Source organism: Aeromonas sp. PI_26 (assembly GCF_027854445.1).
In the GTDB taxonomy this organism is placed as follows: Bacteria; Pseudomonadota; Gammaproteobacteria; order Enterobacterales; family Aeromonadaceae; genus Aeromonas; species Aeromonas veronii.
Genome location: NZ_JAJNOE010000009.1, coordinates 35,884 through 59,192, shown reverse-complemented (window position 1 = coordinate 59,192; position 23,309 = coordinate 35,884). Strand labels below are relative to the sequence as shown.

Genomic DNA, 23,309 nt, shown 5'->3' with positions numbered 1-23,309 from the left:
AGGTTGGTGGTGTGAGCGTATTTCTACGATTGAGCTGGTTTTTCAAGGAGCAGTGGCCCCGTTATCTGGCCGCCATCTCCCTGCTGCTGATGGTGGCCCTGTTGACCGTTATTCCGCCCAAAGTGGTGGGCTGGGTGGTGGATGGCATCACCAGGGGTGGTCTCGACAATGGTACCCTGATGCGCTATCTGGCGGGGCTGTTTGGTCTGGGTGTGCTGATTTATCTGCTGCGCTACGTCTGGCGGGTGATGCTGTTTGGTGCCTCTTACCGTCTGGCCTATGTGTTGCGCAATCGCCTTTTCAGCCATTTCACCCGGATGAGCCCCGATTTTTATCAGCGCCACCGTACTGGCGATTTGATGGCCCATGCCACCAATGACATTCAGGCTGTGGAGATGACCGCTGGCGAAGGGGTGCTGACTCTGGTGGACTCCATCATGGTCGGGGTATTGGTGCTCTCCATCATGTGCAGCCAGTACTCCTGGCAGTTGACGCTGGTCTCCTTGCTGCCGCTGCCGGTGATGGCCTATTTCATGAACCGCTTCGGCACCCAGATCTATACCCAGTTCAAGGCGGCGCAAGGGGCCTTCTCCAGGCTCAACAACAAGACCCAGGAGGCCCTTTCCGGCGTGCGGGTGTTGAAATCCTATGCGGTTGAATCGCTGGAAGATGAAGGCTTTGCCGAGCTGACCAAACAGGCGGGGGAGCGCAATATGGCTGTGGCCCGCATCGATGCCAAATTCGATCCGGTCATCTATCTCTGTATCGGTTGCTCCTACTTCCTCGCGGTGGCGGGGGGCAGTGTGCTGGTGCTGCGCGATGAGTTGACCCTGGGTGAGCTCACCAGCTTCACCATGTACCTTGGCCAGCTGATCTGGCCGATGTTTGCCATCGCCTGGCTGTTCAACATCATCGAGCGGGGCAGCGCCGCCTACTCCCGTATCGAAAGCCTGCTGGGGGAGCGTAGCGATATCGAAGAGCCCGCCCAGCCTGCCGCGTTTACCTCTGCCTTTCCTTTGCAGATCAAAGGGGTGAGCTATCAACTTGAGCAGCGCACCCTGCTTGCGGATATCGACGTTACCCTCAAGCAAGGGGGGATGCTTGGGGTGGTGGGGCGCACCGGGGCAGGCAAGAGCTCCCTGCTCAAGCTGTTGATGCGCCTTGCCAATCCGACTCACGGTTCGATAGCCATGGGGGGCGTACCGATTGACCAGTTGCCGCTCGCCACACTGCGCAGCCAGTTTGCCTATGTGCCGCAGGAGCCATTCCTGTTTTCCACCACTATCGCCGCCAATATTGCCCTCGGCAAACCCGATGCGAGCCGCGAGGAGGTCGAACGGGTGGCGCGCATTGCCTGTGTCCACGATGATATTGTGCGTTTCCCCAAGGGCTATGAGACCGAGGTGGGGGAGAAAGGGGTGACCCTCTCCGGCGGTCAGAAACAGCGGCTGGCCATTGCCCGCGCCCTGCTGCTGGATGCGCCCATTCTGGTGCTCGATGATGCGCTCTCGGCGGTGGATGCCCACACTGAGCAGCAAATTCTGCATGCCCTCAAAGCCCATCGTCGCACCCTGATCCTGGTCAGCCATCGCATGACGGCGGTGGAGCAGGCCGACGAGATCCTGGTGCTGGAGCAGGGGACCGTTAGCGAGCGGGGTCATCACGGTGCCCTGATGGCGCACAATGGCTGGTATGCAGATATGGTGCGTTATCAGCGACTCGAAGAAGCGGTGGAGGAGAGCCTGTGAATCCGACCATTAAAAGACTGCTCGCCTACTGCGCCCGCTATCCTCGCTGGCTGATCCAGGCGGGGATTTGCCTGCTGCTTGCCACCGGCGCCGAAGTGGCCGGGCCGCTGCTGATCAAGCTCTTTATCGATGACTATCTGGCGCCACGCAATATCGTGCTGCCCACCATAGCCCTGATTGCGGCGGGCTATCTGGGTTTGCAGGTGCTGTCGGCGGCGGGTTTCTATTTGCAATCCCTGCGCTTCAATCGCATCGCTCAGGCGGTGGTGCAAACCTTGCGCGAGCAGGTGTTTGCCACCGCCATCCGCTTGCCGGCCCGCTACTTTGACAAGCATCGATCCGGCTCGCTGATTTCCCGCATCACCAACGACACCGAAGCGATCATGAACCTCTATGTGCAGGTGATCGGCTTGCTGGTGCAAAAGGTGGTGCTCTTGTGCGGCATCCTCATCTCGATGGCGCTGCTGGATCTGCGGCTGATGCTGGTCTGCTCCCTGTTGCTGCCCGCTGTGGGCGGGGTGATGTGGCTCTACCAGAAACTGAGCGTGCCGGTGGTGCGAGCGACCCGCAGTCTGCTCTCCGACATCAACAGCCGCCTCAACGAGTCGCTGCAGGGGATGCCGGTGATCCAGGCCATGGTGCAGGAGCGCCACTTTGCCAACGCCTTTGCCGAGGTGAACCAGCAACACTGGTCGGCACGGATCAAGAGCCTCAAGATCAACGGCATTTTGCTGCGTCCGCTCATCGATCTCTTCTACATGATGGTGCTGATCGGTCTGTTGGCGCTGTTCGCCCACGAGGGGGGGAGCCACGCCGGTGCCATTCAGGTGGGGGTGCTCTACGCCTTTATCAGCTATCTGGGGCGGATGATCGAGCCGCTCATCGAGATGACCAACCAGCTTAACCAGTTGCAGCAGGCGATGGTGGCGGGGGAGCGGGTCTTTGCCCTGCTCGATGAAACCCGCGAGAGCACCGAGGGCGAGCTGCGCCCGCTGGAAGGACGGGTCAGTTTCGAGCGGGTGAGCTTCTCCTACGATGGCGAGCAGCAGGTGCTGCGGGAGGTCAGCTTTGCCGCAAAACCGGGCCAGATGCTGGCGCTGGTGGGCCATACCGGCAGCGGCAAGTCCACCATCATCAGCTTGCTGATGGGCTTCTATCCGCTGGATCAGGGGCAGATCCGCTTCGATGATCACGCACTGGATACTCTGTCGCTGGCGGCGGTGCGCCGCAGCATCGGGTTGGTGCAGCAGGATCCCTTTATCTTCGTCGGCACTCTGGCGGAGAACCTGCGTCTCGGCCGCGCCGGCATAGATGACGCGCGGCTCTGGCAGGCGCTGAGCGAGGTGCAGCTGGCCGAGTTTGTGCACAGCTTGCCACAGGGGATCAACACCCTGATGGAGGAGGGTGGCAAGAACCTCTCCGCCGGTCAGCGGCAACTGCTCTCCTTTGCCCGTGCACTGGTGGGAGATCCGCGTATCCTCATTCTGGATGAAGCGACGGCGAGTGTGGACTCCCAGACCGAGTTGGCGCTGTCGCAGGCGATCTCTGCTGCCCGTCGTGGCCGCACCACCATCGCCATCGCCCACCGCCTCTCGACCATCGTCGATGCGGACGAGATCCTGCTGCTCTCCCGCGGTCAGGTGAGCGAGCGGGGCAGCCACAGCGAGCTGATGGCCCTCGGCGGTCACTATGCCCAGCTGTTCGAGATGCAGAGTCAGGGGGCCTGGCTGGAAGAGAAGCGCGCCTGAGCGGCACATTTGCTGTAACGACGACATGAACGAAAAGAGGGAACCGATGCGGTTCCCTCTATTTTTTTGGGTTGGGTAAAAGGTCGTAACCGTGAACCCTGTGCTTGTCGAATGGCGCAGATGCAGGCAACATGTCGTTTACATTAACTCATCGGATCAGTTCGCATATGGATTTGCAACGCTTCAAAGCCAATCTGGCGCTCCGGCTGTTTGCCTGGCGCTACATTCCCGTTATCGGGTTTTGTGCCCCGATCATCGAAGAGATGAACGCCAAGGCGCTGCGCATTCGCATTCCCCTTGGCTGGCGTACCCGCAACCATCTGGGCAGCATGTATTTTGGCGCGCTGGCGACCGGCGCCGATCTGGTAGGCGGTCTGCTGGTGATGGAGAAGGGGCGGCAGCGGCGCAAGAAGGTGCACTTCGCCTTCAAGGATGTGCAGGGGGAGTTTTTGAAACGACCGGAGGGGGATGTGCAGTTCGACTGCGCAGCGGGGGAGGAGATTGACGCCATGATCGACGAGTCGCTGGCAAGCGGTCAGCGCATCAATCGCCCCATCCGGGTGGTGGCCACCTGCCCGTCATTGAACGGGGATGAGGCGATGGCGCGTTTTGTGTTGACCCTGTCAGTCAAGGCCAGCTAGCGGGTTGCCGGAGAGTGGCTCCCCGAAACGGGTTTAGCCAATCTCCGGGCTGACGCCCTCTTTCACCACGACCTTCATGCCGTTGAAGTTGACCACCTGTTCGGCCACGATCTTGCAGCGCTTGCGGGTCTCAACCTGACCGTCCACCTCGACCAGCCCTTCGGCAACGAGGGCTTTGGCGGCGCCGCCACAATCGGCCCACCCCTGATGTTTGATAAGGTCACACAAGGCAACGAAGGGGTGACCTTCGAGCAGAAACGTCTCCATGGGAAATCCTCTAGATGGATGAATGCCGGATACAGCAGGGCGACTATTTTAGGCAGTTCGCTCAGGCAAAGAAAGGAAGAGGGGCCACTCGCTGCGAAAAAGTGGCCGATTGTCTTTAAGGTGGCGCTTTCGCAAGACCTGATGGAGAGGTGAGAGGGCCACCCGTGACGTATCGTGACGCACCTCGTCCCTGCTGGTGTGCCCACATTAGCCCCTGACTGTTAGGATCGGGCCACTCTCAATGGCCCAAGGAACTTTCCATGACACTCTCCCGCCTGCTGCTGGCATGCAGCGCCCTTACTCTGTGCTGTGTCGCGCAGGCCAGTACTCCGGTGCAGGTCTCGCTGCCTGGGGTCAATTTGCCCGCGTCCCATCAGGTGGAAGGGGCGCGCGCCTCGCTGCTCTACGGCCGGACCGGTCAGGTGAAGGGTATTGATCTGCCGATCTTCGCCCTCTCCGATGTGGATCAGTTCAGCGGTCTGCAGCTCGGGATTTTCCTCGGTGCTGGTCGGGTGCGTCACCAGTTTGGCGGTGTCGCCATCAACGCCATCAACTGGCACGAAGGTCAGGATACCGGCGTCAATCTGGGGGTAGTCAACCTGACCAACAATGTGCAGGGGCTCAACTGGGGTGCCGTCAACATCGCCAAGGGCAATGCGCTGGCCAACGTCGGCTTCGTCAACTATGCCGAGCGTACCACCTTCCAGATTGGCTTTATCAATGCCACCCAGCACCTCGATGGCTTGCAGATCGGGCTGGCCAACTATGCCGCCAACGGCGTGTTCCCCATTCTGCCGCTGGTGAACTTCCAGAAATCGTTCTGACCAAGGCGGTTCGCTTTGCGTTAAAGGCCTCTGCTGATTACCCTGTGCCTCTTGCAACGTGTGACAGGTGAAAAGAGGTAATTGATGACGGCAGGGCAGATGAGTGCAATCGGGATCGGCTGGGATGTGCGGGGCTGGCAGGGCAGTGCCCAGGCGGTTGCTGTAGTGGGCTGGCAGGCCGGTTCTAACCACCTGCATTGGCTCGGGGTGTCGCCGCTGTTTCGTCTGAGCTCGCGGGTGGCGCCGGATCTGGCCGCTCTGCTGCGTCCCGCCCTGCAAAATGAGCTGACCCTGATGCAGGTAGAAGCCTGCCCGCAACTGGCGCTCGGTATCGATGCGCCGCTTGCCTTTCCCCGCGCCTTGCGGGATCTGCTTAATGGCCAGCCACATAGCTGCGCCGCTCCCGAGCGTGAGATAGACAACCCCTACGCCTATCGCGACTGCGAGCGCTGGCTGTATCAGCAGTACGGCAAGAAGCCGCTGTCGGCCACCTTCGACCGGCTTGGCAACAACGCCACCCTGGCGCTCTCCATGCTGCCGCGACTCTCGGATCTGCAACTGGTGCCGACCGTTGCCCCGAAGGCCAGTCGCGCCGTGCTGGAGGTCTATCCGGCATTGGCCAAAGTGGGCGGCAAGGCATCCTCGGCACGGCCCGAGCTGGCGGCGCTGCTGCCTGCGGATGTGCAGGTCGGCACCGATCGCTACGATGCGGCGCTCTGCGCCCTGATGGCGCTGCAGTATGCCGCTGGTGGCAAGGTGGCGGTGTTGCCTGAGCTGATTCAGCCCCCCAGCGACATGCCTTGTGATGAGGGATGGGTCTATCACTTTGCCCCTCATGCTGTTGAACGCAACGGGATGTGACGGACGCGGCGCATCATGGCTCCGCTCACCTTGTCGGCGTGGGCCAAATGGCGTAAAAAACCTGTCTTTAGTCAGGAAATTGCCTGTTCATCCCGCGCCAAGGTGGCGCATCGTTATCTTCATCCGATATATTGCCCACCTTGCTGATCCTTTGCTGTGGTATTCCCGATGAAATCCGTTCTCTCTATTCAGTCCCACGTGGTCTTTGGTTGTGCCGGCAACAGCGCGGCCGTCTTCCCCATGCGTCGCCTCGGCATGGATGTATGGCCCATCAACACGGTGCAGTTTTCCAACCACACCCAATATGCCCAGGGGTGGCAGGGAATGGCGATGCCTGCGGGTCATATCAGTGCGCTGGTGAAAGGATTGGGCAATATCGAGGTGTTGAGCCAGTGTGACGCCGTGCTGAGCGGCTACCTTGGCTCCGCCGAGCAGGGGGACGAGATCCTGACCGTGGTCAACGCCGTCAAGGCGGCCAACCCCGATGCCATCTACTTCTGCGACCCTGTGATGGGTCACCCGGAGAAGGGGTGCATCGTTGCCCCCGGCGTCACCCGTTTCCTGACCGAGCAGGCGCTGCCGGTGGCCGACATGATGGCCCCCAACCTGCTGGAGCTGGAGACCCTCTGTGATACCCATCTGGCTGATCTGGATCAGACCCGCGCGGCTGCCCATCAGCTGCTGGCCCGCGGCGTCAAGCTGGTGCTGGTCAAGCATCTCGGTCGTGCGGCGCAGGACTCCAGCCGCTTCGAGATGCTGCTGGCAACGCCGCAAGGGGATTATCTGATTGCCCGTCCGCTCTATGACTTTGCCCGCCAGCCGGTGGGGGTGGGCGATCTTATCAGCGCCCTGATGCTGGCCAATTTGCTGGCCGGTCACGATGCGGTCAGCGCGTTCGAGCGCACCAACGCCTCGGTGGATGCGGTGCTGCAGGAGACCTGGCGCCAGCAGGCTTACGAGTTGCAACTCATCGCCGCGCAAGATGCCTTCGCCCTGCCAGAGGTTGCAGTGCGAGCGGTGAAACTGCCCTGATACTGCGCAGGCTTTCGTCTATCTAGACAAGCGATGGGCTGCAGATAAAAAAGGCTTGCCAATGGGCAAGCCTTTTTACTGTTTGCCTATTTAGTGCGGCAAGCAATCAGATGCGGGGATGGCGGAGGCGATAACGCTCAGCCATGGCATTGGCCGCTACCACGGCGGCGTAGACATCCTGTTCACTCACTGTCATCGGCATGTTGCCCATGGTATCGAGGGGATCGCAGGCCAGCTGCGCCACCTTGCGCCACTCGCTTTCATCAAAGTGGGTGAGCCCCAACTCTTGCAGTGTCATGGGCAGGCCTGCACAGTCGATGATGCGAAACACCTCATCAAGTTCATGTTGCGGGGCGCGCTCAAGCACAAGTTGGGTCAGCAGGCCGAAGACCACCTTCTCGCCATGCTGGGCACGATGGAGCTCCGGGATCAGTGACATGCCGTTGTTGACGGCATGAGCGGCGGCCAGTCCACCGGCTTCTGCGCCGACCCCGCTGAGGTAGATGGTGGCCTCGATGACCTGCTCCAGCGCCGGAGTCGAGACATGGTGGCGTATTGCATCCATGGCCAGCTCGATGTTCTCACCAAGCAGCTCGTAACAGAGCTGTGCCAGACCAAGGCCAGTGCGTGAAGGACGCTTGCCGACTAGATTGAGTCCGTCTGCCCGATAGCAGGCGCGCGCCTCGAAATAGGTGGCCAGGGCATCGCCAACGCCTGCGGAAAAGAAGCGGGGAGGGGCGGCGGCAATGATGGCCGTGTCAGCCAGCACCACGTCCGGATTTTGCGGCAGGAACAGATAGCGTTCAAATTCACCCGCCTGGTTGTAGATCACTGCCAGCGCCGTACAGGGGGCATCCGTGGAGGCAATCGTCGGGAACAGCACAACCGGACGGCGCAGATAGAAGGCCACGGCCTTGGCGACATCCAGCGTCTTGCCGCCGCCGATCCCGACAATCACGTTCGCACCATATTGCTCTGCAAGGTGGGTCAGGCGGTGGATCTCCTGTTCGGTGCATTCGTAGCGAAACTTGTCGACCACTCCCCTGAGACCTGCCTGCAGGAGCCCCGCCAAAGCTTCTTCCCGTACCCGCTCCAGAATGAACTCATCGCTGATGAGCAACGCATAGTCACCAAAATCTTTAACGTGCTCATGGAGTTGCGGGAGAAGGTGTTGACCGATGATGAACTTTTTGGGGGAGGTAACTGTACGGGGCAAAGTGGGCATCCATTATTCCTCAAGGCAGTGAATAACATAAGATTGATTATCAAATGGGTCTCTTACGATACGCCTGATGAGGCAATAGATGAAGAAGAAAAGGGGGGCGTTTTAATCATTAATTAATCTTTCTATTTGTTTGGCTGTATTTTGGGGCGGCGATTGGCGGTGTTGAGGCATACAGGAGCACTGGCCGTATCGTGGCAATCCGTCGCAAGCCAAATTGCTGCAACAAACAGTCACGCGGGCAACAAGCAGGGCCGCTTGGTGCGGCCCTGCTGTATGTGGATAAGAGATAGGGGATGGTCAGAGCGGTTTATAGAAGATGACGGTCGCAGCAAGAGAGCCATCGGCGTTGCGCGCAAAGATCGGGATCTGGCCCGCCTCCAGATAGCCGAGTTGACGATAGAGGTGGGAGGCCACATCACCGGCGCGAGTATCGAGCACCAGCAGCGAACGGCCCGCGGCATGGGCGCCTTGTTCCATTGCCTGCATCAGCGCATGACCGACACCTTTGCCTCTCGCCGTTTGCAGTACCATCAGTTTTTCCACCTCGGCCCGGTGGCGACCGTTGGCCTTGCCACAGAGCGCGAGCTGAACCGCTCCCACGAGCTGTTGTTGCTCAAGGGCAAGCCACAGCTTTCGGTGACCTGCCACAAGATCCGCTTCAACTCCTTGCCAGTAGCGGGTAGATTCCTCCGTGGTCAGCGGCGGTAAAAATCCGACCGAGGCGCCGCTATCGACACAATCTTGCAGCAGGGTGATGAGCGCACTTTGGTAGGTCGCTGCGCTATTAACTTCCACAATGTCCATCTGACATCCTTGTCGTTGCGCTGTTATGTGGCTGATTGCCACCGTTGGTTCATATGAGGTGGATACGTATGCTTGGCGCAAGCACGACTTGTCAGCGGATCAGCCCCTGCTCAACCAGCCAGACAAACAGCAGGCGGGAGACGGGGGAGAGCTCATCGAGGTGAGAGCTGTCGAGCCAGCGCAGCTCGGCAATTTCGGCCGATGCGATCGGGGTGCCGCTCGCTTCGCCGGTGTAGCAGCGCAGTCTCACCTCGACACCTGCAGGTTTGCCATCGGCCTGGGCGTTGAATTCGCAGGCAAAGCGCAGGGTGTCGGGTTGCAGGGTGACAGCCAGCTCCTCCTCAATCTCGCGGATCAGCGCCGCCTCGTCGCTCTCGCCCGGTTCCCGCTTGCCGCCTGGGATGTAATAGATGCCCTTGCCGTGGGAGCGGGCGCAGAGCAGTTGCTGATCTTTAAAGGTGAGCCAAGCGAGTTTGTCGATCATCTGTTTTCTCTCCAATGGGGTTGCCGTGATGAGCAGTGGCGCACTCAAGCGCACAGTTGTTTTGCATGCCGGCAGCCTAACAAAGATGAAGTTGAGTCCCAAGGAGAAAGAGGGGAGATGCCGGAAACGCACTGTTTCCAGCGCGGTGACCGCGTAGCTGAATGAGTGCGCAATGGCTGGTTCACCACAGCCTTCTCGTCCCTAAAAAAGCGGACTGGCGCACATCACTACAGGGCCGGACTGGGCGAAGGCGGGGTCCTTGTGGTTTAATCTTGCCACTTTAGCGGTAGTAGGCGACGAGCCTGCTACCTTGCGTTGGCAAGATGCAGGTGAGCAAGATGCAGATAGCAGCAGAGAGCAAGTTTATCGGACTCGGGGTCGCGGGCAATTTCGCCGGTCATCTGGAGCAGGCGGGTGAAGCGTCGGATTTCGTGGCGGTCGTGGTGCGTGACACCACGGCGCCCAAGGCGCTCTTTCCCTTCTTCGTGCCGGGCCATCCGGGTCAGCTCGGGGTATTCCCGTTGAGCGACAAGGCGATCTTCCTGCCGGAAGCGGCGGTCAGTGGTGACGAGAAGGTGCAGATCGAGCCGGAAGTAGCCCTCTGGTGCGAGCTGGAGTATGCCGACAAGCAGGTGGTGGCGATCCATCCCCGCGCCTTTGGCGCCTATAACGACTGCTCCATCCGTCGTCCCAACGCCAAGAAGATCAGCGAGAAGAAGAACTGGGGCGAAGAGAGCAAGGGGCTGGCGGACAAGCTGCTGCCGCTTTCCGGTTTTGCCGCCGGTTGCGAGCTCGATGACTATCGTATCGCCTGCTATCTGGAGCGGGACGGTGAGCTGCACGCCTACGGGGTAGACAGCGCCGCCATCGACTACAGCTACTTCCACGGCAAGCTGCTCGACTGGGCCATCGACAAGTTCAATCATCAGCAGGATGAGGGGCCGGCGGAGCACATTCAGGGACTGCTGGCGCAGGCGGGACATCCTCCCCATGCGCTCATCAGTATCGGTGCCACTCGCTATACCCCGTTTGGCGAGACCCACTTCCTCAAACCGGGCGACACTTCCTGCGTGGTGGTCTACCCGGGCAGCCGTTATAGCGAAGCGGATATTCGCGAAGCGATCCGCAGCCGCAACTTTGGCGCTGATATGTCGGTGCTGCTGCAGGCGGTGCAGGCGCGCTAATCACCGTTGCCAGTGGGAAGATGTCTCTTCCCGCTGGTTATCATATCGAGTCATTTCATGACGATTGTTCCGGTATCCCGGGCCGATTATCCGGCCCTGATCGATCTGTGGGAGGCCTCTGTGCGGGCGACCCACCACTTCCTGCCCGAGGCCGAGATCCTCGCGCTTAAACCGCTTATTCTGGAGCACTACTTCGATGCGGTGACACTGCACAGTGCACGCACAGAAGAGGGGCAGATTACGGGTTTTAGCGGAGTGTACGAGGGCAAGCTGGAGATGCTGTTTGTGGCTCCCGAGGCGCGCGGCAGTGGCGTGGGTCGCTGGCTGGTGGCGCATGCCATCAGCCAGTGCGGCGCGACGCAGGTTGACGTCAACGAGCAGAACGAACAGGCGGTGGGCTTCTATCTGAAGATGGGATTCACCGTGACGGGTCGTTCGCCGCTGGATGGTCAGGGCAAGCCCTATCCGCTGCTGCATATGATGCTGGCGCCGACCTGATCGTGCCTGATGAGGCGCAGTCCCCATAAACCAACGGGGGATGGCATCAGCCATCCCCCGTTTTTTTGATCGTGTTTGTTACTTGCTGGCGACCTTGTTCACCACCTTGATCAGCTGATAGCGCAGGGAGGGGGCATCGGCCGGCACATCGGTGAGCTGCTCCTTGCTGACAGCGAGCTGGTAGCGATAGCCAGGCTCGAACTGGAAACCTTCAATATTCTGGTAGAACAGCGTCCAGGGCTGCTGCTCATCACTGCGAACCTGCATGCACTGCATCGGGCCAACTCCGACGCAATCGACCAGCTGGCTGTTGATATAGAGGGTCTCCCCCTGTGACGGGGCGGGGGCGCTCTGGCAGGCGGTCAGCAGCAAGGCTGCGCTGATAAACAGTGGTTTCATAATGGACTCCTTAACGCGAAAGGGGGCATTAGAGCGGCAAACAAAAAGGCGGTCAATGACCGCCTTTGTAACAAACCATATCAGCGCAGTGGTTAGCGCTGCTCGAGCGGAGTGAACTCGCGCAACGGGTGACCCACGTAGAGCTGGCGTGGGCGACCAATCTTGCTGTCCGGGTCTGAGTGGAACTCGTTCCAGTGCGCAATCCAGCCGATAGTGCGGGAGATGGCGAAGATCACGGTGAACATGCTCATCGGGATGCCGATCGCCTTCATGATGATGCCGGAGTAGAAGTCCACGTTCGGGTAGAGTTTCTTCTCGACGAAGTAGGGATCGGAGAGCGCAATACGCTCCAGCTCCATGGCCACATCCAGCAGCGGATCCTTGATCTGCAGCTCGGTCAGTACTTCATGGCAGGTTTCACGCATCACTGTGGCACGAGGGTCGTGGTTTTTGTAGACACGGTGACCGAAGCCCATCAGACGGAACGGATCATTCTTGTCCTTGGCCTTGGCGATGTACTCGGGGATGCGATCCACCGAGCCGATCTCTTCCAGCATGCGCAGGCAGGCTTCGTTGGCACCACCGTGGGCCGGTCCCCACAGGGAGGCGATCCCCGCGGCGATACAGGCGAACGGGTTGGCACCGGAGGAGCCAGCCAGACGAACGGTGGAAGTGGAGGCGTTCTGCTCGTGATCCGCATGGAGGGTAAAGATACGATCCATGGCGCGTTCAACGATGGGGTTGACCTTGTACTCTTCGGTCGGCACGCCAAACATCATGTGCAGGAAGTTACCGGCATAGGAGAGGGCGTTACGCGGCTGCATGAACGGCTGGCCGATGGAGTACTTGTAACACATGGCGGCCAGAGTCGGCATCTTGGAGAGCAGACGGAAGGCACAGATCTCGCGATGCTGCTCGTTATTGATGTCGAGGGCATCGTGATAGAAGGCGGAGAGGGCGCTGACCACACCGCACATGATGGCCATGGGGTGGGAGTCGCGACGGAAGCCGCGGAAGAAGAAGGCGATCTGCTCGTGCACCATGGTGTGGCGGGTGACCAGGCGTTCGAATTCGGCATATTGGGCCTTGGTCGGCGCTTCGCCGTACAGCAGGATATAGCAGACTTCCAGATAGGTGGCCTGGGTGGCCAACTGGGCGATGGGGTAACCACGGTGCAGCAAGACACCCTGATCCCCGTCAATGTAGGTAATGGCAGATTTGCAAGAACCGGTGGCCATAAAACCGGGGTCAAAGGTGAAATACCCCTGTGATCCCAATTTTCTGACATCGATGACATCCGGGCCGATGGTGCCGGAGAGGATCGGCAGTTCGACCGGATCTTTTCCGGGCAGGTGTAGGGTGGCTATCTTATCAGCCATAGCACGTCTCCTTTGCTCTTTATAATTTGGTTCCAGTCCTACTCTATTACGACTTTTATGACGCTGGCAAAGGTTGTTACCCATACCGAAGTGGCTGGAGCGCCTTATTTGAAACAGAGTTCCTTATCAATGTCAATTTTGCTGGAACCCCATTAATGGCATTAATGAAATGTTAAATTAAATATGCGATCGAGTTTGCGGTTTTGTGTTTTCTTTGTAGCTAATTGATTGTCTTCGGTTAAGGCCGCCGATATACTGCGCCACGTGGGTCATGGCTGCGGGTGTTTGAAACGCTTTGGCAAAGCCTGATGTGAAACCGAAAACTCGCGTTTTGGCTTTTTCAGAGTGTTTTGGTAACAAAAAACCAACAATCACCATTCCGTGCCCTCAAGTGTGAGTTAAAACAATAACTAACGTGCTCAATGGAGCTGAGTGGGCAAGCGTGAAAAACAAACAGAGACCGGTCAACCTCGACCTACAGACGATCAGCTTTCCTGTCACTGCCATTGCATCCATCCTGCACCGTGTTTCAGGGGTCATTACCTTTGTTGCACTGGGCATCTTGCTGTGGATGCTTGGTACTTCACTCGCCTCTCCCGAAGGGTTTGAAACCGTGGTTGCCATCATGGGCAACTTCCTGGTCAAACTCGTGCTGTGGGGGATTCTGACTGCGCTGGCATACCACATTGTGGGTGGCTTGCGTCATCTGGTCATGGATATGGGCTATTGGGAAGAGCTGGAATCCGGCAATCAGAGCGCCCGCGTGGCCTTCGTGATCACCGCGATCCTAGCTGTATTGGCGGGAGTGCTTGTATGGTAACCAATTCTGCAACCTTCGGGCGCAGCGGCGTTCACGATTACATCCTGATCCGCGCCACCGCCCTCATCATGACCTGTTATGTCCTCTATCTGGTGGGCTTTGTCGCGTTCAACGACATCACCTACGAGGTGTGGGCAGGCTTCTTCGCCAAAACATTCACCAAGGTATTCACCCTGTTGACCCTGCTCTGCGTACTGATCCACGCCTGGATTGGTCTGTGGCAGGTGCTGACTGACTATATCAAGCCGGTAGGGCTGCGCGGGGCGCTGCAATTTGCCCTGGTCGTGGTGCTGTTTGTCTATCTGATGACGGGTTTCGTCGTGCTGTGGGGTGTGTAAGGTGACTATTCCAATTCGTGAATTTGATGCGGTGGTGATTGGTGCCGGTGGCGCCGGTATGCGCGCCGCGCTGCAGATTGCCCAGTCCGGCAAGAGCTGCGCTCTGTTGTCCAAGGTTTTTCCAACCCGTTCTCACACTGTTTCCGCTCAGGGCGGGATCACGGTTGCGCTGGGCAATGCCCATGATGACAACTGGCAGTGGCATATGTATGACACGGTAAAAGGTTCCGATTACATCGGTGATCAGGAAGCCATCGAATACATGTGCAAAACCGGTCCCGAGGCTATCTATGAGCTGGAGAACATGGGCTTGCCCTTCTCCCGTTTCGACAACGGATCTGTCTACCAGCGTCCGTTTGGTGGTCAGTCCAAGAATTTCGGTGGCGAGCAGGCTGCCCGTACTGCGGCTGCGGCCGACCGTACCGGTCACGCCCTGCTGCACACCCTCTACCAACAGAACGTCAAGAACAAGACCACTGTCTTCTCCGAGTGGTATGCGCTGGATCTGGTGAAGAACCAGGATGGCCACGTGGTGGGTTGTACCGCCATCGACATGGAGAGCGGTGAAGTGGTCTACTTCAAGGCCAAGGCCACCGTGCTGGCGACTGGCGGTGCCGGTCGTATCTACCAGTCCACCACCAACGCCCACATCAACACCGGTGACGGCGTTGGTATGGCGCTGCGTGCCGGCGTCGGCGTCCAGGATATGGAGATGTGGCAGTTCCACCCGACCGGCATCGCCGGGGCAGGGGTGCTGGTAACTGAAGGCTGCCGTGGTGAAGGCGGCTATCTGCTCAATAAGGATGGCGAGCGCTTCATGGAGCGTTACGCCCCGAACGCCAAGGACTTGGCCGGTCGCGACGTGGTGGCCCGCTCCATCATGATCGAGATCCGTGAAGGACGTGGCTGCGACGGTCCCTGGGGCCCGCACATCAAGCTGAAGCTGGATCACCTCGGCAAAGAGGTGCTGGAATCCCGTCTGCCGGGGATCTGCGAGCTCTCTCGCACCTTCGCCCACGTGGATCCGGTCAAAGAGCCGATCCCGATCATCCCGACCTGCCACTACATGATGGGCGGCGTGCCGACCAACGTGAATGGCCAGTGCCTGACCCAGGACAAGAACGGCAACGATGTACCGGTGGTCGGCCTGTTTGCGGTGGGCGAGATTGCCTGCGTCTCGGTGCACGGTGCCAACCGTCTGGGTGGCAACTCCCTGCTGGATCTGGTGGTCTTCGGCCGCGCTGCTGGCATGCATCTGGTCAACACCCTGGGCGAGATGGATCACGGCCGCGATGCTTCCGAGTCGGATCTGGATGCCGCACTGGCCCGCTTCAACCGCTGGGAAAATTGCCGTGACGGTGAAGACCCGGTGCAGATCCGCAAAGACCTGCAGCGCTGCATGCAGAACAACTTCTCCGTATTCCGCGAAGGTGCGGCGATGGCAGAAGGGTTGGCTGAGCTCAAGGTTATCCGCGAACGCCTCAAGTCAGCCCGTCTGGATGACACCTCCAAAGAGTTCAACACCCAGCGCATCGAGTGTCTGGAGCTGGACAACCTGATGGAGACGGCGTTTGCCACGGCGGTTGCCGCCAACTTCCGTACCGAGAGTCGCGGTGCTCACTGCCGCTTCGACTTCCCGGATCGCGACGATGAGAACTGGCTGTGCCACAGCCTCTATCATCCGGACACCGAGTCCATGACCCGTCGCGCTGTCAACATGTCACCCAAGACCCGTGAGGCGTTCCCGCCCAAGGTCCGGACTTACTGATTGCGGAGCCAGCCCTATGAACGTCACATTCTCTGTCTACAGATACAATCCGGATGTTGATAACGTCCCCCATATGAAGGAATATCGTCTTGATATTCCTGAAGGTTCCGACATGATGGTGCTCGACGCACTGATCCAGTTGAAAGAGCAGGATCCCACGCTCGCCTTCCGCCGCTCTTGCCGCGAAGGGGTCTGTGGATCAGACGGTCTCAACATGAATGGCAAGAACGGTCTTGCCTGTATCACCCCGCTCTCCGACCTGCTGAAGAAGGGCAATAACGTCGTTATCCGCCCCTTGCCCGGCCTGCCGGTGATCCGTGATCTGGTGATCGACATGACCCAGTTCTACACCCAGTGGGAGAAGGTCAAACCCTTCCTCATCAATGATGACAAGTTGCCGCCGGTGCGTGAGCACCTGCAATCCCCCGAAGAGCGCGCCAAGCTTGACGGCCTGTACGAGTGCATTCTCTGTGCCTGCTGCTCCACTTCGTGCCCCTCTTTCTGGTGGAATCCCGACAAGTTCATCGGTCCGGCCGGGCTGCTCGCCGCCTACCGCTGGCTGGCTGACAGCCGCGACACCGCGACCACCGAACGACTGGGGGATCTGGACGACGCATTCAGCGTGTTCCGCTGCCATGGCATCATGAACTGCGTGAACGTCTGTCCGAAAGGCTTGAACCCGACCAAGGCGATTGGCCAGATCAAGTCGATGTTGCTCAATCGGGCTGTTTAGTATCAGGGCCGGCCACGTGCTGGCCCGACCTCTGGATAGCCATCCCACCCGTGGCAGGATGGCTATTTGACCCCTACAAGCTGCGCAGCAGTAACAAGAAGTACAAGGGATAGAAATGCATAACGGCGTGATGAAGGCCTGGTTGGAGTCATCTCACCTGGCTGGTGCGAATGCAAGCTATATCGAGGATTTGTACGAATCCTTCCTGGAAAATCCTGACTCCGTGTCCGACGAGTGGCGCAGCCTGTTTAGCGAGCTGCCCCAGGTCAATGGCCATGCGGTTGAACAACCCCACTCCCAGGTCCGCGATTATTTCCGTCGTCTGGCCAAGGATCCCTCTCGCTACAGTGCCCCCGTCTCCGATCCGCAAGTGGATGCCAAGCAGGTGCGGGTATTGCAGCTGATCAACGCCTTCCGTTTCCGTGGTCACCAGAATGCCAATCTGGACCCGCTGGGCCTGTGGCAGCGTGAAACCGTTGCAGAACTGGATCCTGGGTTCCACAACCTGCAGGGCGCAGACATGGAGGCCACCTTCAATGTGGGCTCCTACGCCATCGGTCGCGAGACCATGGTGCTCTCCGACCTCTACGCCTCGCTGAAGAAGACCTATTGCGGCTCCATCGGCGCCGACTACATGCACCTCACCTCCACGGAAGAGAAGCGCTGGCTGCAACAGCGTCTCGAATCCATTGAGGGGAAGGGGAGCTACACCCTCGAAGAGAAGACCCGTTTCCTCGAGAGCCTGACTGCCGCCGAAGGGCTGGAGAAATATCTGGGCGCCAAGTTCCCGGGAGCCAAGCGCTTCTCGCTGGAAGGTGGCGACGCCATGATCCCCATGCTCAAGGAGTTGATCCGTCGCGCCGGTGAGCAGGGCTGCAAAGAGGCCGTTATCGGTATGGCCCACCGCGGTCGTCTCAACGTGCTGATCAACGTGCTGGGCAAGCGCGCTCAGGATCTGTTCGACGAGTTTGCCGGCAAGCATGGCGAATCCTGGGGTACCGGTGATGTGAAGTACCACATGGGTTTCTCCTCCGACTTCGCCACCCCGGGTGGCAACGTCCACCTGGCGCTCGCCTTCAACCCCTCCCACCTCGAGATCGTCAACCCTGTGGTCATCGGCTCGGTCCGTGCCCGTATGGATCGTCGCGGTGACAAGGATGGCTCCAGCGTGCTGCCCATCACCATTCACGGTGACTCGGCCATGGCCGGTCAGGGCGTGGTGGCCGAGACCTTCAACATGTCCCAGACCCGCGCCTATGGTGTCGGCGGGACGGTGCGCATCGTCATCAACAACCAGGTTGGTTTCACCACCTCCTATATCCGTGACCTGCGTTCCACCGAATATTGCACCGACATCGCCAAGGCGGTGCAGGCGCCGGTGCTGCACGTCAACGGGGATGATCCGGAAGCCGTGGTGCTGGTGACCCAGATTGCACTGGATTACCGCAACACCTTCAAACGCGACGTGGTGATCGAACTGGTCTGCTACCGTCGTCACGGTCACAACGAAGCGGACGAGCCGAGCGCGACTCAGCCGCTGATGTACCAGAAGATCAAGCAGCACCCGACCCCGCGCAAGATCTACGCCGATCAGCTGGTGGCCGAGGGGAGCCTCGCCCAGGAGCAGGCGACGACGCTGGTCAACGAGTATCGCGAAGCGCTGGATCGCGGCGAGCGGGTGAGCAAGGAGTGGCGGCCGATGGAGCTGCATTCCGTCGACTGGACCCCCTATCTTGGCCACGACTGGAACATGGCCTATGACAGCACAGTGCCGATGGATCACCTCAAAGCCCTCGGCGAGCGGGTGAGCCAGTATCCGGCAACCCATGTGCTGCAGCGTCAGGTCGAGAAGATTTACGAAGACCGCCGTCTGATGGCTGCCGGCGAGAAGCTGGTGGATTGGGGCTTTGCCGAGACCCTGGCCTACGCCACTCTGGTGGACAAGGGTTCCCGCATCCGCTTTACCGGTGAAGACTCCGGCCGTGGCACCTTCTTCCACCGCCACGCCGTGCTGCACAACCAGACCGATGCCAGCACCTACACCCCGCTGTGCAACCTGCACGACGAGCAGGGTCCGTTCGAGATTTACGACTCGGTACTGACCGAGAACGCGGTACTTGCCTTTGAATATGGCTACGCCAGTGCCGAGCCGGCTGGCCTCACCATCTGGGAAGCCCAGTTCGGCGACTTCGCCAACTGTGCTCAGGTGGTGGTGGATCAGTTCCTCTCCTCCGGCGAACAGAAGTGGGGCCGGATGTGCGGCCTGACCATGTTGCTACCGCACGGTTACGAGGGGCAGGGGCCGGAGCACTCCTCCGCCCGTCTGGAGCGTTATCTGCAGATGTGCGCCCAGCACAACATGCAGGTGTGCGTCCCCTCAACCCCGGCTCAGGTATTCCACATGCTGCGCCGTCAGGTAGTGCGCCCGATGCGCCGTCCGCTCATCGTGATGACGCCCAAATCCCTGCTGCGCCATCCGCTGGCGGTGAGCAAGCTCGAAGATCTGGCGGAAGGCACCTTCCAGAACGCCATTGGCGAGATCGACGCGCTGGATCCGAAAGCGGTCAAGCGGGTGGTCTTCTGCTCCGGCAAGGTTTACTACGACCTGCTCGAAGCCCGTCGCAAGGCGGAGCAGAAGGATGTGGCGATCGTGCGGATCGAACAGCTCTACCCCTTCCCGGAAGAGGAAGTGCGCGCCATTCTGGCCGATTACAGCCACGTCACCGATTTTGTCTGGTGTCAGGAAGAGCCGCAAAACCAGGGCGCCTGGTACTGCACCCGTCACAACTACGATGAGGTGCTGCCGACCGGAGCCACCCTGCGTTATGCCGGTCGTCCGGCGTCCGCCTCACCGGCGGTTGGTTACATGTCCGTCCACGCCAAGCAGCAGAAAGCTTTGGTGGAAGATGCCCTTACTCTGGCCTAAGCCCTGAACAAGAAGTAACAAGGAACTGATTAGATGACTATCGAGATCAAGGTACCGGACCTGCCGGAATCAGTGGCGGATGCCACCATTGCCACCTGGCACAAGAAGCCGGGTGATCTGGTTGCCCGTGATGAAGTGCTGGTCGACATCGAGACCGACAAGGTGGTGCTGGAAGTGCCGGCACCGCAAGCTGGCGTGTTGGGCGACATCCTGCAGGCAGAGGGGGCAACCGTCCTCTCCCGCCAGCTGATCGCCACCATCAAGGCGGCTGCCGTGGCTGGTGAAGAGACCAAAGAGAAGCCGGCCGAAGCGGTTGCCGATGATGGCGCCGATGGCCTGAGCCCCTCCGTGCGCCGTCTCATTGGCGAGCACGACATCGATGTGGCCAAGCTGACCGGCACTGGCAAGGGCGGTCGCATCACCAAGGATGATGTGGAAGCCTACATCAAGGTGCTGAGCAAGCCTGCCGCAGCCGCTCCGGTTGCTGCTGCGCCGGTCGCACCGGTTGCCGCGCTGGCCGGTCGCAGCGAGAAGCGGGTGCCGATGACCCGTCTGCGCAAGCGCATCGCCGAGCGTCTGCTGGAAGCGAAAAACACCACCGCCATGCTGACCACCTTCAACGAGGTCAACATGAAGCCCATCATGGATCTGCGCAAGCAGTACGGCGAGATCTTCGAGAAGAAGCACGGCATCAAGCTCGGCTTCATGTCCTTCTACGTGAAGGCGGTAGTGGAGTCCCTCAAGCGCTATCCGGAAGTGAACGCTGGGCTGGATGGTGACGACATCGTCTACCACAACTACTTCGACGTCAGCATCGCCGTCTCCACCCCCCGTGGTCTGGTGACCCCGGTACTGCGCGACTGCGACAACATGAGCCTGGCCGACATCGAGAAGGCCATCAAGGATCTGGCCGGCAAGGGCCGCGACGGCAAACTGACCGTGGATGAGCTGACTGGCGGCAACTTCACCATCACCAACGGTGGTGTGTTCGGCTCCCTGATGTCCACCCCGATCATCAACCCGCCCCAGAGCGCCATTCTGGGCATGCACAAGATCCAGGATCGCCCGATGGCCGTTGACGGCAAGGTCGAGATCCTGCCGATGATGTACCTGGCCCTCTCCTACGATCACCGTCTCATCGACGGGCGCGAATCGGTAGGCTTCCTGGTCTCCGTCAAGGAGCTGCTGGAAGATCCGACCCGCCTGCTGCTGGACGTCTGAGCAACCAACTGAAAGATAACGAGGGGCCGCCCAGGCCCCCTTCACAGGGGATTGAGAAACACCAGCCCCGGACGGAAATACCTACAACACGGATAGAGCATCTATGAATCTGCATGAATATCAGGCAAAACAGCTGTTTGCCGAGTATGGCCTGCCGGTCTCCGAAGGTTATGCCTGTGCTACCCCACAAGAAGCGGCCGAAGCGGCCGACAAGATTGGCGGCAATACCTGGGTCGTCAAATGCCAGGTACACGCCGGTGGCCGCGGTAAAGCGGGCGGCGTGAAAGTGGCCAAGAGCAAGGACGAGATCCGTGCTTTTGCCCAGAACTGGCTTGGCAAAAATCTGGTGACCTACCAGACCGATGCCAACGGCCAGCCGGTCACCAAGATCCTGGTGGAATCTTGCACCGACATCGCCAAAGAGCTCTACCTGGGCGCCGTGGTTGACCGTGGTTCGCGCCGCGTGGTCTTCATGGCCTCGACTGAAGGTGGCGTGGACATCGAGAAGATTGCCCACGAAACCCCCCATCTGATCCACAAGGCGGCCATCGATCCGCTGGTGGGTCCGCAGGCTTATCAGGCCCGCGAACTGGCCTTCAAACTGGGTCTGGTCGGCGATCAGATCAAACAGTTCACCAAGATCTTCATGGGTCTGGGCCAGATGTTCCTGGATTGCGATTTCGCGCTGCTGGAGATCAACCCGCTGGTGATCACCGCGCAGGGCAACCTGCACTGCCTGGATGGCAAGATCAACATCGACGCCAACGCACTGTATCGTCAGCCCAAGCTGCGCGAGATGCACGACCCGTCACAAGATGACCCCCGCGAAGCGCACGCCGCCCAGTGGGAGCTCAACTATGTGGCCCTCGATGGCAACATCGGCTGCATGGTCAACGGCGCGGGTCTGGCCATGGGCACCATGGACATCGTCAACCTGCACGGCGGCAAGCCGGCCAACTTCCTTGACGTCGGCGGCGGCGCCACCAAGGAACGGGTAACCGAGGCGTTCAAGATCATCCTCTCCGACAGCAACGTCAAAGCGGTGCTGGTCAACATCTTTGGCGGCATCGTGCGCTGCGACATGATCGCGGAAGGCATCATAGGTGCGGTCAAGGAAGTGGGGGTCAAGGTGCCCGTCGTGGTCCGTCTGGAAGGCAACAACGCCGAGCTGGGTGGTATCAAGCTGGCCGAGAGCGGCCTCAACATCATTGCGGCCAAGAGTCTGACCGATGCCGCGCAGCAAGTCGTCAAAGCAGCGGAGGCCAACTGATGAGCGTACTGATCAACAAGGACACCCGAGTCATCTGCCAGGGCTTTACCGGCGGTCAGGGTACTTTCCACTCCGAGCAGGCGCTCTCCTATGGTACCCAGCTGGTGGGCGGCGTCTCTCCGGGTAAGGGCGGCACCACCCATCTGGGCCTGCCGGTGTTCAACACCGTCCGTGACGCGGTCGAAGCGACCGGCGCTACTGCCTCCGTCATCTATGTGCCGGCACCTTTCTGCAAGGACGCGATCCTAGAAGCGATCGACGCGGGCATCAAGCTCATCGTCACCATCACCGAAGGCATCCCGACGCTGGATATGCTGGACGTCAAAGTGAAGCTGCAAGAGACCGGCGTGCGGATGATCGGCCCCAACTGCCCAGGTGTGATCACTCCGGGTGAGTGCAAGATCGGCATCATGCCGGGCCACATTCACAAGCCGGGCAAGGTGGGTATCGTCTCCCGCTCCGGCACCCTGACCTACGAAGCGGTCAAGCAGACCACTGACGAGGGCTTTGGCCAGTCCACCTGCGTCGGTATCGGTGGCGACCCCATCCCGGGTTCCAACTTTATCGACATTCTGGAAATGTTCCAGAACGACCCGCAGACCGAAGCGATCGTGATGATCGGCGAGATCGGCGGCAACGCCGAGGAGGACGCGGCTGCCTATATCAAGGCCCACGTCACCAAGCCGGTGGTCTCCTATATCGCCGGTGTGACCGCGCCTCCCGGCAAGCGGATGGGCCACGCTGGTGCCATCATCTCCGGTGGCAAGGGTACCGCCGCCGAGAAGTTTGCCGCGCTGGAAGATGCTGGCGTGAAAACCGTCCGCTCCCTGGCCGATATCGGCAAGGCCCTGCGCGAAGTGACCGGATGGTAATTCCTTTAGCCCGTTTTCTCTAATAAAAGTGCCGCCCGATGGGCGGCATTTTTTATGGGTTTTAAAGTGGTTTGATTTAATCAATCATCGCGATTCAGGCGCTAAACGAATTTTATTACAGGAGACCAGAAACAGTGTGGATACTAAATAGTCTGCGATTTGAACTTGTCAGATTGATTGGTTCCTTTACCCATTGCATCGAGTGACCTGTTTGTGGGTAATGCTAAAAGTCACGCAAGGATGTCAGTGAGATAACGTAGTGTCAGG

The 23,309-nt window shown here is 59.6% G+C and carries 22 protein-coding genes; 16 read left to right on the top strand and 6 right to left on the bottom strand.

The window, feature by feature from the left end; genetic code table 11:
* Window positions 1-11: 11 nt before the first annotated feature.
* The 3 genes from LRL22_RS11465 to LRL22_RS11455 all read left to right on the top strand — a co-directional run bounded on the left by LRL22_RS11465 (window position 12) and on the right by LRL22_RS11455 (window position 4,137).
* Window positions 12-1,748, top strand: a complete 1,737-nt coding sequence (locus LRL22_RS11465) for an ABC transporter transmembrane domain-containing protein (RefSeq protein WP_120414116.1) — start codon at window positions 12-14, stop codon at window positions 1,746-1,748.
* On the top strand, window positions 1,745-3,496 hold the full coding sequence (locus LRL22_RS11460; protein WP_270905429.1) for an ABC transporter transmembrane domain-containing protein: 1,752 nt from the start codon (window positions 1,745-1,747) through the stop codon (window positions 3,494-3,496). Before LRL22_RS11465 ends, LRL22_RS11460 begins: the two co-directional genes overlap by 4 nt.
* A 167-nt stretch (window positions 3,497-3,663) precedes the next feature.
* Window positions 3,664-4,137, top strand: a complete 474-nt coding sequence (locus LRL22_RS11455; RefSeq protein WP_180342937.1) for a DUF4442 domain-containing protein — start codon at window positions 3,664-3,666, stop codon at window positions 4,135-4,137.
* Window positions 4,138-4,170: 33 nt separating this feature from the next.
* On the opposite strand, the gene ybcJ is transcribed toward LRL22_RS11455, so the two are convergent.
* Window positions 4,171-4,404 carry a ribosome-associated protein YbcJ gene (ybcJ, locus tag LRL22_RS11450; protein WP_005361116.1) on the bottom strand — a complete coding sequence of 78 codons (234 nt, stop codon included), beginning with the start codon at window positions 4,402-4,404 and terminating at the stop codon, window positions 4,171-4,173.
* Between the two features lie 260 nt (window positions 4,405-4,664).
* On the opposite strand from ybcJ, the gene LRL22_RS11445 reads away from it, so the two are divergent.
* The 3 genes from LRL22_RS11445 to pdxY all read left to right on the top strand — a co-directional run bounded on the left by LRL22_RS11445 (window position 4,665) and on the right by pdxY (window position 7,121).
* Window positions 4,665-5,228, top strand: a complete 564-nt coding sequence (locus LRL22_RS11445) for a VC2662 family protein (RefSeq protein ID WP_270905428.1) — start codon at window positions 4,665-4,667, stop codon at window positions 5,226-5,228.
* Window positions 5,229-5,312: 84 nt separating this feature from the next.
* On the top strand, window positions 5,313-6,089 hold the full coding sequence (locus tag LRL22_RS11440) for a DUF429 domain-containing protein (RefSeq protein ID WP_270905427.1): 777 nt from the start codon (window positions 5,313-5,315) through the stop codon (window positions 6,087-6,089).
* A 168-nt stretch (window positions 6,090-6,257) separates the two neighbouring features.
* Window positions 6,258-7,121 (top strand): pyridoxal kinase PdxY, encoded by an 864-nt coding sequence (pdxY, locus tag LRL22_RS11435; RefSeq protein WP_019446110.1) that lies wholly within the window; start codon window positions 6,258-6,260, stop codon window positions 7,119-7,121.
* A gap of 106 nt (window positions 7,122-7,227) precedes the next feature.
* On the opposite strand, the gene LRL22_RS11430 is transcribed toward pdxY, so the two are convergent.
* The 3 genes from LRL22_RS11430 to LRL22_RS11420 form a co-directional block, all read right to left on the bottom strand.
* Window positions 7,228-8,346, bottom strand: coding sequence for a glycerol dehydrogenase (locus LRL22_RS11430; protein ID WP_164536643.1), 1,119 nt, complete (start codon window positions 8,344-8,346; stop codon window positions 7,228-7,230).
* Window positions 8,347-8,643: 297 nt separating this feature from the next.
* On the bottom strand, window positions 8,644-9,150 hold the full coding sequence (locus LRL22_RS11425; RefSeq protein ID WP_216962344.1) for a GNAT family N-acetyltransferase: 507 nt from the start codon (window positions 9,148-9,150) through the stop codon (window positions 8,644-8,646).
* A 91-nt stretch (window positions 9,151-9,241) separates the two neighbouring features.
* On the bottom strand, window positions 9,242-9,634 hold the full coding sequence (locus tag LRL22_RS11420) for an NUDIX hydrolase (RefSeq protein WP_075115100.1): 393 nt from the start codon (window positions 9,632-9,634) through the stop codon (window positions 9,242-9,244).
* A gap of 338 nt (window positions 9,635-9,972) precedes the next feature.
* On the opposite strand from LRL22_RS11420, the gene LRL22_RS11415 reads away from it, so the two are divergent.
* Both LRL22_RS11415 and LRL22_RS11410 read left to right on the top strand, forming a co-directional pair.
* Window positions 9,973-10,818 carry a DUF5718 family protein gene (locus tag LRL22_RS11415; RefSeq protein ID WP_103251154.1) on the top strand — a complete coding sequence of 282 codons (846 nt, stop codon included), beginning with the start codon at window positions 9,973-9,975 and terminating at the stop codon, window positions 10,816-10,818.
* Between the two features lie 57 nt (window positions 10,819-10,875).
* The gene (locus LRL22_RS11410; protein ID WP_270905426.1) at window positions 10,876-11,316 is read left to right on the top strand and encodes an acetyltransferase; all 441 of its coding nucleotides are present in this window, start codon (window positions 10,876-10,878) and stop codon (window positions 11,314-11,316) included.
* Window positions 11,317-11,394: 78 nt separating this feature from the next.
* Here LRL22_RS11410 and LRL22_RS11405 read toward each other — a convergent pair whose 3' ends face one another.
* Together LRL22_RS11405 and LRL22_RS11400 are read right to left on the bottom strand one after the other, a co-directional pair.
* Complete coding sequence (locus LRL22_RS11405) at window positions 11,395-11,715, bottom strand: DUF4377 domain-containing protein (protein WP_270905425.1); 321 nt, start codon at window positions 11,713-11,715, stop codon at window positions 11,395-11,397.
* A 92-nt stretch (window positions 11,716-11,807) separates the two neighbouring features.
* Entirely contained in the window at window positions 11,808-13,094 is a 1,287-nt protein-coding gene (locus tag LRL22_RS11400) for a citrate synthase (RefSeq protein WP_005333572.1), read from the bottom strand.
* Between the two features lie 442 nt (window positions 13,095-13,536).
* On the opposite strand from LRL22_RS11400, the gene sdhC reads away from it, so the two are divergent.
* The 8 genes from sdhC to sucD all read left to right on the top strand — a co-directional run bounded on the left by sdhC (window position 13,537) and on the right by sucD (window position 23,042).
* Window positions 13,537-13,914, top strand: a complete 378-nt coding sequence (sdhC, locus tag LRL22_RS11395) for a succinate dehydrogenase cytochrome b556 subunit (protein ID WP_270905424.1) — start codon at window positions 13,537-13,539, stop codon at window positions 13,912-13,914.
* A complete protein-coding gene (sdhD, locus tag LRL22_RS11390) occupies window positions 13,908-14,252 on the top strand; it encodes a succinate dehydrogenase, hydrophobic membrane anchor protein (RefSeq protein WP_005333558.1) in 345 nt (114 codons plus the stop codon). The genes sdhC and sdhD overlap by 7 nt, the downstream gene beginning before the upstream one ends.
* A gap of 1 nt (window position 14,253) precedes the next feature.
* The gene (gene sdhA, locus LRL22_RS11385) at window positions 14,254-16,020 is read left to right on the top strand and encodes a succinate dehydrogenase flavoprotein subunit (protein ID WP_270905423.1); all 1,767 of its coding nucleotides are present in this window, start codon (window positions 14,254-14,256) and stop codon (window positions 16,018-16,020) included.
* A gap of 16 nt (window positions 16,021-16,036) precedes the next feature.
* A complete protein-coding gene (locus LRL22_RS11380) occupies window positions 16,037-16,753 on the top strand; it encodes a succinate dehydrogenase iron-sulfur subunit (protein WP_270905422.1) in 717 nt (238 codons plus the stop codon).
* Window positions 16,754-16,868: 115 nt separating this feature from the next.
* On the top strand, window positions 16,869-19,679 hold the full coding sequence (sucA, locus tag LRL22_RS11375; protein WP_270905421.1) for a 2-oxoglutarate dehydrogenase E1 component: 2,811 nt from the start codon (window positions 16,869-16,871) through the stop codon (window positions 19,677-19,679).
* 33 nt (window positions 19,680-19,712) lie between these two features.
* Window positions 19,713-20,900 carry a 2-oxoglutarate dehydrogenase complex dihydrolipoyllysine-residue succinyltransferase gene (gene odhB, locus LRL22_RS11370; RefSeq protein WP_270905420.1) on the top strand — a complete coding sequence of 396 codons (1,188 nt, stop codon included), beginning with the start codon at window positions 19,713-19,715 and terminating at the stop codon, window positions 20,898-20,900.
* Between the two features lie 103 nt (window positions 20,901-21,003).
* The gene (gene sucC / locus LRL22_RS11365) at window positions 21,004-22,170 is read left to right on the top strand and encodes an ADP-forming succinate--CoA ligase subunit beta (protein WP_005361097.1); all 1,167 of its coding nucleotides are present in this window, start codon (window positions 21,004-21,006) and stop codon (window positions 22,168-22,170) included.
* Window positions 22,170-23,042, top strand: a complete 873-nt coding sequence (gene sucD, locus LRL22_RS11360; RefSeq protein ID WP_005333542.1) for a succinate--CoA ligase subunit alpha — start codon at window positions 22,170-22,172, stop codon at window positions 23,040-23,042. The genes sucC and sucD overlap by 1 nt, the downstream gene beginning before the upstream one ends.
* Window positions 23,043-23,309 lie beyond the last annotated feature (267 nt).